The sequence below is a fragment of the uncultured Rhodococcus sp. genome, from assembly GCF_963525155.1.
Classification (GTDB): Bacteria; Actinomycetota; Actinomycetes; order Mycobacteriales; family Mycobacteriaceae; genus Rhodococcus_F; species Rhodococcus_F qingshengii.
The window spans coordinates 1-8,142 of the sequence record NZ_CAURKP010000212.1; the positions used below are offsets into that span (position 1 = coordinate 1).

Below are 8,142 nucleotides of genomic sequence, written 5' to 3' on the forward strand. Positions count from 1 at the left end.
CGCCCCCCCTACGTGGGGGGGCGCCCACTTCGCGAATTGCGTTGGCTTGCTATTTCTTGCCAGTGACGGCGCTATAGCCGATCGAGAGCACGGCCGCCGCGGCGATGCTGATGATCCAGCGGATCCAGTCGATTCCACCCGTGTCGCCCTTGTCCGAGATCGCTCCCCAGACCCAGTACCCGATAAGCGCTCCGGCGATACCCAGCACGACGGTCACGATCATGCCGTACTGCTGCTTACCTGGCAGTACGAGACGAGCCAGGATTCCGATGACTGCGCCGAAAATGATGGTTCCGATAATTTGCCCCATGACAGCCCCTCTCACACGTCGTGCATGCACGCGTACGGAAGATCACCGCTCAGGGAAACACTAACCACAGTCACACACAACTGTCGCTTGTTGACCGAATTGTTGTCCGAGATGCAACCTCTACGCGTTACATCCACGACATTCGCGAGTTATTTTTTCGCAATCAAGCAGACCTACCGTTCCCATCCATGCCAACTTCCGTAAAATTGCCGAACAGCGAGCTCGCGCTACTCGCCAACAAGCCGCCCTGGTACCGATCCCTGTTCGTGCAATTGATCGCCGCTATCGTCATCGGTGTTCTCATCGGCTGGTTGTGGCCGGAATTCGGCGCGAACCTCAAGCCCCTCGCCGACGGGTTCATCAAGCTGATCAAAATGCTGATCGCGCCGATCATCTTCTGCACCGTTGTGATCGGGATCGCCCACGTCGGGGATCTGAAGGCCGTGGGGCGTATCGGCGTCAAAGCACTCATCTACTTCGAGGTCGTGACCACCTTCGCCCTGTTGTTCGGGCTGCTCATCGGAAATCTGATGAAGCCGGGTGCGGGATTCGACATCGATCCGGAGACGCTGGCGAACGGTGCGGACGCCGTGGCCGCCAAGACCGGAAGTGGCGAACTTCCCCACACCGTCGAATTCCTGCTCAATATCATTCCGGTGTCGATAGTTTCGGCCTTCGCCGAGAACGCACTCCTCCAAGTCCTCTTCTTCGCCGTACTGTTCGGGCTCGCATTGGCCAAGGCGGGTGAGAGTGGACCACCGATCGTGTTCGAACTCGTCGATCGTCTGAGCCATCTGTTCTTCACGATCATCGGCTGGATCATGAGACTGGCGCCGTTGGGCGCTTTGGGCGCGATGGCGTACATCGTCGGTCAGTACGGGATCGCTTCGCTCGGAAGTTACGGAAAGCTGATCGCCGCATGCTATCTCGCCGCCGTCCTGTTCATCCTCATCCTGGCCGCGATAGTCAGGTACTTCGCGGGCGTGAACCTGTGGAAGTTCGTCAAGTACATCAAGGACGAACTCTTCCTCGCTTTGGGAACGGCGTCGACCGAAGTAGTTCTGCCCCGAATCATGGTCAAGCTCACCAACGCCGGATGCTCGCGCACTACAACAGGATTGGTGGTGCCTACCGGCTACTCGTTCAATCTCGACGGCGCGACGCTGTACCTGTCGATCTGCATGCTGTTTCTGGCGCAGGCACTCGGCGTGGACCTGACACTCGGTGAACAGATCACTGCCGTCCTGGTTCTGATGCTCACCTCGAAGGGAATGGCCGGCGTGCCGGGATCGTCATTCCTGGCGCTGTCGGCCACCGTGGCCGCAATCGGTCACGGCGCAATTCCAGTTGCCGCAGTCGCTCTCCTACTGGGCGCCGATCGAATCATGGATTCGATGCGGGTGTCGGTGAACCTGCTCGGGAACTGTGTCGCAACCTTCGTGGTCGCCAATTGGGAGGGGCAGCTCGACAAGGAGCGCATGCGCCGAGTGCTCGACGGAGAAGACGTTCCACCGCTCGAGGAAGTCGATCCGATCACGGGGAAAACCGTTCCGGCACCCGAAACCGAAGGCATCCTGACCCGATAGGTAGGTGCCGGCTGCTGTTTGCACATCGGAAATCGGTGCTGAAAAGTCGCGGGGGCAGACTTCACTGGAAAATCCAGACCGACAGCTACAAAAGCAAATATTTGCAGATGACGGCAACCTTGCCGTCAAGGGTCCGTTGAATCTACAAATATGGCACTTGCGCTGCACCGACTCCACTTCACTGAAAAGCAACTTGCGACATCTAGATATTGCTCGGCGGTTGCCGCAGTGGCGATTCACAATTCAGCGAACGGGCAGCATTATATTTGCCGGAATTAGAAGGACTAAAGTCCGGTGTTCGACCGACGAATAGACTCGAGTGGGTAAAAATCAATCAGTTCCGAAATCCTTATTCTGCATGCATTTATGCCGTGCCAGCTGCACTTATGCTGATAGTTTCCCGCAATAAGCTGTTGCGGGATTGATCATATGGCCCTCGGTTCAAATTGTCCGAATGGTCACCTATTGCTATCGTAACCTTTGCGAAGGACTGGACCCAATTGCCCAGCAAAGGAATACAGTGACCGCATCCATGCAGGATATTGAACACTTGTCCACTAATCGACTTTCGGTGGTTGTTCCGGTATTCAACGAAGAGAACGCGGTTTCCGGCTGCATCGAGCGTCTACTGACCGAGTCGGAAATCGATGAGATTCTGATTGTCGACAACAACTCGACGGACGGTACTGCATCGATCATCCAGGAGTTCGCCGAAAAGTACGACAAAGTCAGATATGTATTCGAGGCCCGCCAAGGAGTCGTACACGCCCGGAACGCGGGCTTCGACGCCTCGACCGGCAACATCATCGGTCGTATCGACGCGGACACACGGGTACAACCGGGATGGGCAGATGCGGTCAAGGGTTTCTTCCAACGCAGCACCGCTCATTCAGCAGTTGCCGGACTCACCTACCTCTTCGAATCGCCGTTTGCTCGAATCCACCGCTACGCACTGGACAGGCAGGTGAAGCTGGGGAAGTTCGATTGCGAACGTCAAGTACTCGCTGTCGCCGGAGCGAACATGGCGATCAGAAAGAGCGCATGGCTGTCCGTCCGCGAGCAAGTCAGTGACCGGCCGGACATCCACGAAGATATCGACCTTTCACTGTGCCTTCGGGAGGAAGGGATGACGATCGGTCAGATCGCCGACATGCGAGCAGAAACGTCCGGTCGACGCGGTGAAACCCCTCCGTTGGAGTACCTGAAGTACAACCAAGCATCCGAATCGGTTCTGCACCTTCACAACATCATGAATTGGCGCCTCAAACTGACCATCTGGGGCGACTCGATGCTCCACGCGCTCGTGTGGCCCGTCTACCGCATCTACAACTTCGAGCAGGAGCGCCTGGAGTTCAGGCGCTTGTTCGGCATGTCGAAAGGTCGAATCATGCCAGTTCACCAGTAACCCATCGAATTTCGCTAATCACCGAAGGTTCGCAGCCACCGAATTTCACGACAGTTTCAACGCCGTGATGCGGTCTTCACTGGAACGCAACAGCACCTTCTCCCCCGCCCACAGCTCGCGCGGCATCACCCAAGGCGTGAACTCGTCGTCCCCGTCCTGGTCCACCCGAATCTCCCAACTACGTTGGCCGGTCCTGACATCCGTTCCGTAGACGTTTCCCTCGTCGATAACGACATCGCCGTGCCAGACAACCTCCCCGGCGCGCTCGGCGTTCGATCGCCACAGGACCTCACCGGTGAAGAGGTCCACGAACTGGACCTCGGGCTCGGAACCAGAACGGGTCACGGCAACCACGTTGCCGATCACCGCCAACGACTGTGCGGTGTCGAAGAGTTCACTGTTGGACCACAATTTCTCGCCGGAAGTCCGGTCGAATCCGCTGTGTCCCAGAATGATCGGAGTCGATCTTCCCGCGGGATCATCTCGGCTGTATCGCCCGCCGTAGTACGAGGACTCCGAGGGCAGTTCGTCCGTCCTGGCGAACTCGCGCCCGTACTGATCGAGTGCGTACTCACTTGTCGGCCGGCCGTTCCCTTCGCAACCGCCGTCCGACACCAATGTCACACCGTCCGACGATGTATGCGCGGTCGAACAGGTGGAGTAACCGTGTACCCACCGCTGTTCGCCGGTCTTCAGGTCGAATCCCAGAGACTCGTCGAGAGCGATCACACCCAGATCGCCGTGCACCGACATCACCGGATCGACGTATCCGGCTTCCCACGATCCACCGACGTCGAACGCTTTGGACCAGTTCGCTTCCGGATCGTCGACGGTTCCGCTGTGCACGCGAACGTCGTTGCTCTCGATATCACCCTCGAGCGCGAGGACCGTGTCACCCGAGACAACCGCGATGATCGGTGCCCACGGCGTCTTGATGTCTCGACGCTCTCCTGTCTCGATATCGAAAAGTGAGTACGAACCACCGGATACGTACGGCCCGGAGAAACACAGCACCGAACTGCCGAGCAGAGTCTCGGAGCAACCACCGATGTCGACCGCCGACGTGCGCCAACGAACTGTGCCATCTTCGGCGTCCAATCCGACCAATTCTGCGTCGTCCAACGAATACGCCTGACGATCCGGCATACCGATCATCGTGACCACGACTGATCCGGCGTCGATGAATCCGCCCATGTCCATGTTGAATTCGGTTCCAACAAGTGGGCTCCGGAAGATCGCGAACTCGCGCCCGAGAATCTCGGAGGCCTCGACGCTCCATAGCTGCGACGAGATCGCTGTCGGTTCGGAACTCGTCGACGTGACCACCGTGGCGATGGCGGCAGTGACGGTGACTACGGCTGCGGCGGCCGCGATCCGAAGGCGCGATTTCGGGGAGAATCTGGTGGTCATCGAATCTCCAAGCCTTCGGTCGTCGCGAGAAACTCCAACTGCTCGAACGTCATCGGCACGTTCGGGATCGCAGCCGACGACGAAACCGAGACTTGGGTCCCATTCGGGCGGCTGACGACCACCGACCTGCTCGTTTCCTGCGTCGATTCTGCTTTCGAGCCGTCATTTGTCATGGGTACGGTCGCGTAGTTCCGTTCGTCTCGCTCGATCACGGATCCATCCGGTCGCGTCACGACCTCCAAGGGGTGCCCGTCGTAGGAAGGGTCGTATTTGTTGGGCTCCGTAGGGAGTGGTTGTCCGCCGGTAATTGTCATGTTGAGCGTCGACTCGCTGTCTCCCGTCCGGGTGAGAAGTCTCTGACATGCAGTGGACTTGTCATTCTCCGCCACCGTCAGAGTGCCCGGTCCGGCATCGAGAATCGGAAAACCCGGAGGTACAGCGCGCCATCTGACTTCGAGTACGGCGTTGAGACGTTCGATCGTCGCGCGATCGAGTTCGGCCACGTCGCCAGAGTCTCGGGGGATCCCGTGGCACCCGGGCGAAAGCGGTGCCGTACCCGGGGGAACTGGAGTAGTGATTCGCAGCTGTGGCATTTCGACAAGGGTTACAAGGTCGTCGAGCGTCAGTGGCACCGCGCCGGAACTCTCTGCGTCCCGACCTCCGTCGTTGTTAGTGTCGTTGACATACGCCTGAATACGGGTCCCGTCGACTCCGTACAACATCGCCGACCGACCAAGGGTGCGTACACCATTGGTTTCGCTCCACGTATCCTGCAGATCCACTACCGACTGGTCAGCCAGCACCCGACGTTCGACGAGCGACCCCGCAACACACGATGGGATCGGATCAGAACTCGAGTGCAGCATCAGGCTGAGCGCGCCGATCTTCCCGTCCCGAATCAGCGTCCCCGACGCAGTGGTGGACGCCAACTCCTCGAGCGAGAAACCCTCGGGCAGCCCATCTGTGTTCGAAGGTGCAGAGATCGGCCCGAACTGCAGCGAATTACCCGGGCTGGCGAACTTCAGCTCGACATCTTTCGGGAGCGCCTGCTTGACCGCTTCCGACATCGCGGCGGCCTTGACACTCGAGAACCACGGAAAGCGTGGATCGTCGTACGTATCAGATCCGTCGAGAATATAGGAGAAGAACGAATCCTCCTCCGGCGCTTCGACACTCTCACAACCCGGAATCGCGGTCGGGTACACCGCGCTCGGCGTGACGTACGAGAATTCAGGCACGTCCTCCGGCGAAATCTCCTCCGGTGTGGACGTAATGCTGATCGACGAAGTCGCAGCTACCGAGATGTCATCGGACGGCGAACTGCTCCACCGATCCACCAGCCCGGCAACCACTGTCCCACCGGCGATCAGGGAGACGACCGTCAGCGCGAAGGTCCACTTCTCGGCCCGCTTCAAATCGGTTTGCTCCTTCGACACGTACCCTCGCAGTCACCGTCACGGCCCGCTCCCGATGCGCGTCGCCTCTGGATGTCCTGTCGCGATCACAGCGATCTCTGTTACCAACCGGATGGTTTCCTATCGCGCGGGCTCCGTATGAACACAGAAGAACGGGGTGCCAGTTGCTGTGCAACCGGCACCCCGTTCTGACTGCCTGAGTGCTTACACCCTCACAGGCACCTGATTCGGGTCTGGATCGGAATCCGGATCCTGCTCGATCGGAATCCGCCGAATCGCTTCACCCTCGATGTCGACGTTCGGCAGGATCTTGTCGAGCCACGCGGGCAACTTCCACGCCGAATCACCGAGGATCGACATGACGGCAGGAATCACGATCATGCGGATGATGAAGGCGTCGAAGAAGACTGCCGCCGCGAGACCGAAGCCCATCATCTTGCTTGTCGTCTCCGAGGACAGCATGAATGCACCGAACACGGAGATCATGATGATGGCCGCCGACGCGACCACGCGAGCACCATGGGTGTAGCCGGAGATGATGGCGTCCTTGGCCGACAATCCGTGCACGTATTCCTCGCGCATTCGCGTCACGAGGAACACTTGATAGTCCATCGCCAATCCGAAGACCACACCGATCATGAAGATCGGCAGGAACGAGATGATGGGTTGTGTGTGCTCGATCAGCCCGAAGTCGCCCTCCTGGAAGATGGCCACCGTGGCGCCGAAGGTCGCACAGACGGAAAACAGGAATCCGAGAGTTGCGGTCAGCGGCACCAGGATCGAGCGGAAGACGACCATCATGATGATGAACGCCAGCCCGACCACCACGATGAGATAGGGGATGAGCGCGGAACTGAGCTTCGACGACATGTCGGCAACGATCGCGGTTTGCCCCGCTACACCGAGTTCTGCGCCTTCCGATTTCACCGTCGATCCGTAGTCCCGGATCTGATTCATCAGCTCGTGAGTTTCGGGGCCGCTCGGTGACATCTGCGGGGTGACCGCGATGAGCGCAGAGTTGGCGCCCGCCATCGGGTTTGCCGCGTCGGGTCCGTTTCCGACCCACATCAACTGATCCGGAGTTGCGACGTTGTCGAGGCCCTTGATGTGCGCGACAGTGCCTTCGGCAATCGCGGTGATGTCGGTGCCGTCAGGCGCGTCGAGCACGACGAACAATTCGCCATTGACGCCTTCACCGAACCCACGTTGCAGCAGGGCAAGTGCCGGCCGCTCTTCGTCCTGAGTGAACGAGAGTCCGAGTTCGAGCTTCGTCATCGGAATAGCCGCGATCACCAGAAGCACCAGCGCAGCACCCGCGATCGGCCACGGGTACTTGGTGACTATCTTGGCCCAGCGATGTCCGTTGGATTCCATCGTCTCGGGCTCGTCACCGTGGCGCAGCCCGGGGATACGAGGCGAGAACGCGAATCGGCCGAAGATACCCAGAACCGCTGGGATCAATGTGATTGCGCCGAGCACAGCGATGATGACGGCAACCGCTGCCGAGATTCCCATCTGCGTGATCATCGGAACCCCGACCACCGCCAGGGCCGCCAGCGCAACCACCACTGTCAGGCCTGCGAATACGACAGACGAACCGGCAGTACCTACTGCGCGTCCGGCGGCGGCTTCCCTGGTTCCGCCCAGGTTGAGCTCACTGCGGTAGCGCGACACGATGAACAACGCGTAGTCGATCGAGACTGCGATGCCGATCATCGTGACGATTCCCGTGACGCCTTCGTTGATGTCGAAGAAGCCCGAGCCGAGGGTGACAGTCAGAGTGGCCAGCGCAATTCCCAGAATTGCAGTGAACAACGGGATGAACGCCGCGATGAGTGCACCGAACGCCACGATCATCACGATGAACGCCACCGCGAAGCCGAGCATCTCCGACAGACCGCCCGCGGCCTGCACCTGCATCATCGAGCCGGTTCCTTCGACTTGCAAGCCGCCGGTGCGGACCTTTGCCATCAAGTCGAGGAACGCGGTCTTGTTGGCCTGCGTCTGATCCTCGAT

General features: G+C 59.3%; 6 protein-coding genes. 2 read left to right on the forward strand and 4 right to left on the reverse strand.

Annotation, left to right across the window (positions count from 1 at the left end):
- Positions 1–49: 49 nt before the first annotated feature.
- A complete protein-coding gene (locus RWT78_RS25900) occupies positions 50–310 on the reverse strand; it encodes a GlsB/YeaQ/YmgE family stress response membrane protein (protein ID WP_003942027.1) in 261 nt (86 codons plus the stop codon).
- A gap of 188 nt (positions 311–498) precedes the next feature.
- Here RWT78_RS25900 and dctA point away from each other — a divergent pair, with 188 nt between their 5' ends.
- Both dctA and RWT78_RS25910 read left to right on the forward strand, forming a co-directional pair.
- Positions 499–1,896, forward strand: coding sequence for a C4-dicarboxylate transporter DctA (gene dctA, locus RWT78_RS25905; RefSeq protein ID WP_314681860.1), 1,398 nt, complete (start codon positions 499–501; stop codon positions 1,894–1,896).
- A 550-nt stretch (positions 1,897–2,446) separates the two neighbouring features.
- On the forward strand, positions 2,447–3,301 hold the full coding sequence (locus tag RWT78_RS25910; protein WP_314681862.1) for a glycosyltransferase family 2 protein: 855 nt from the start codon (positions 2,447–2,449) through the stop codon (positions 3,299–3,301).
- A 45-nt stretch (positions 3,302–3,346) separates the two neighbouring features.
- Here RWT78_RS25910 and RWT78_RS25915 read toward each other — a convergent pair whose 3' ends face one another.
- From RWT78_RS25915 to RWT78_RS25925, 3 genes are all read right to left on the reverse strand, one after another.
- On the reverse strand, positions 3,347–4,711 hold the full coding sequence (locus tag RWT78_RS25915; RefSeq protein WP_054831780.1) for a PQQ-binding-like beta-propeller repeat protein: 1,365 nt from the start codon (positions 4,709–4,711) through the stop codon (positions 3,347–3,349).
- Positions 4,708–6,147 carry a hypothetical protein gene (locus RWT78_RS25920; RefSeq protein WP_314681865.1) on the reverse strand — a complete coding sequence of 480 codons (1,440 nt, stop codon included), beginning with the start codon at positions 6,145–6,147 and terminating at the stop codon, positions 4,708–4,710. The genes RWT78_RS25915 and RWT78_RS25920 overlap by 4 nt, the downstream gene beginning before the upstream one ends.
- A gap of 183 nt (positions 6,148–6,330) precedes the next feature.
- The coding region (locus tag RWT78_RS25925; protein WP_314681867.1) for an MMPL family transporter at positions 6,331–8,142 on the reverse strand (1,812 nt) is incomplete at its 5' end.